Raw genomic sequence first — 768 nt, 5'->3', positions numbered from 1 at the left:
GATAAGCGAAGCGCATCCGCCGCTCCCACTACTGATACCGCGCAGACAGTGCCTGATAGAGGTCATCTTTGAAGCTGGGACTCCCCGCATCCAGTTCCCGCACCACTTCCACCAGGTGCTCATTGTCTTCCCGACCATCCTGCCAGTGCTTGCGGTAGCTGCCATCCTTATACCCGTGGTCCTGGCGGAAGAAGTTGAGGACGTTTTTACCGACATAGCCCCGATAGAGGTCTTCAAAGCTCATATCGACACCCGCCATCAGACGGCCGAATTTGCCGATGTGGAACTGGCGGTCGGCCAGGGTGGCGCCGGCGAAGGCTTCCAGGTCGAGGCGGAAGTCGGGTTCGTCGGTAGTGACGTTGAGCTGTTGGTCGATGTCGGCGGCCAGTGCGTCTAGGTCGTCGCTGTTCTGCAGGAGGATGCTGAGGCCGAAGTGCCAGATGTCGATCAGTTCGAGGGCGACCTGTTCGGTGTCTGGGGTCTGTTTTTTCCACCATTTCCAGCCGTAGTGTTCGAGCAGCTCCGCGCATTCGATCCAGATCGCGCGGTAGAACTCAAATTGCTGGGAGCGCCATTCCGGGTGGACTTTGGTGTTCATGCTGTCTTGCAGGTCGAGCATGATCATCAGTTGTTGGGTGCGGGGCATCAGATGTCTCCGGTTGGTTTTTGTGGCGGCATTATAACGTAGGGCACGCATGCCGTGCCGCATTGTTCGAGCCTCGGACTTTGATTGGCAGTCACGCCCGGTCCGGCAAGGGGACACCCTTT

Annotated in this window: 1 protein-coding gene; it reads right to left on the bottom strand. The window is 58.3% G+C overall.

All coding sequences use genetic code 11. The features are described from left to right. Positions 1-28 precede the first annotated feature (28 nt). Positions 29-646 (bottom strand): dUTP diphosphatase, encoded by a 618-nt coding sequence (locus B3520_RS01285; RefSeq protein WP_286804293.1) that lies wholly within the window; start codon positions 644-646, stop codon positions 29-31. Between the last annotated feature and the right edge of the window lie 122 nt (positions 647-768).

Source organism: Marinimicrobium sp. UBA4509, assembly GCF_002388575.1.
Taxonomy (GTDB): domain Bacteria; phylum Pseudomonadota; class Gammaproteobacteria; order Pseudomonadales; family Cellvibrionaceae; genus Marinimicrobium; species Marinimicrobium koreense.
The sequence above is the reverse complement of the archived record's forward strand: the minus strand, read 5'-3'. Positions and strand labels throughout refer to the sequence as shown.

Bases quoted from the DNA above. Each gene is read 5' to 3' on its own strand.
- B3520_RS01285 (WP_286804293.1), bottom strand. From the start codon at position 646: ATGCCCCGCACCCAACAACTGATGATCATGCTCGACCTGCAAGACAGC.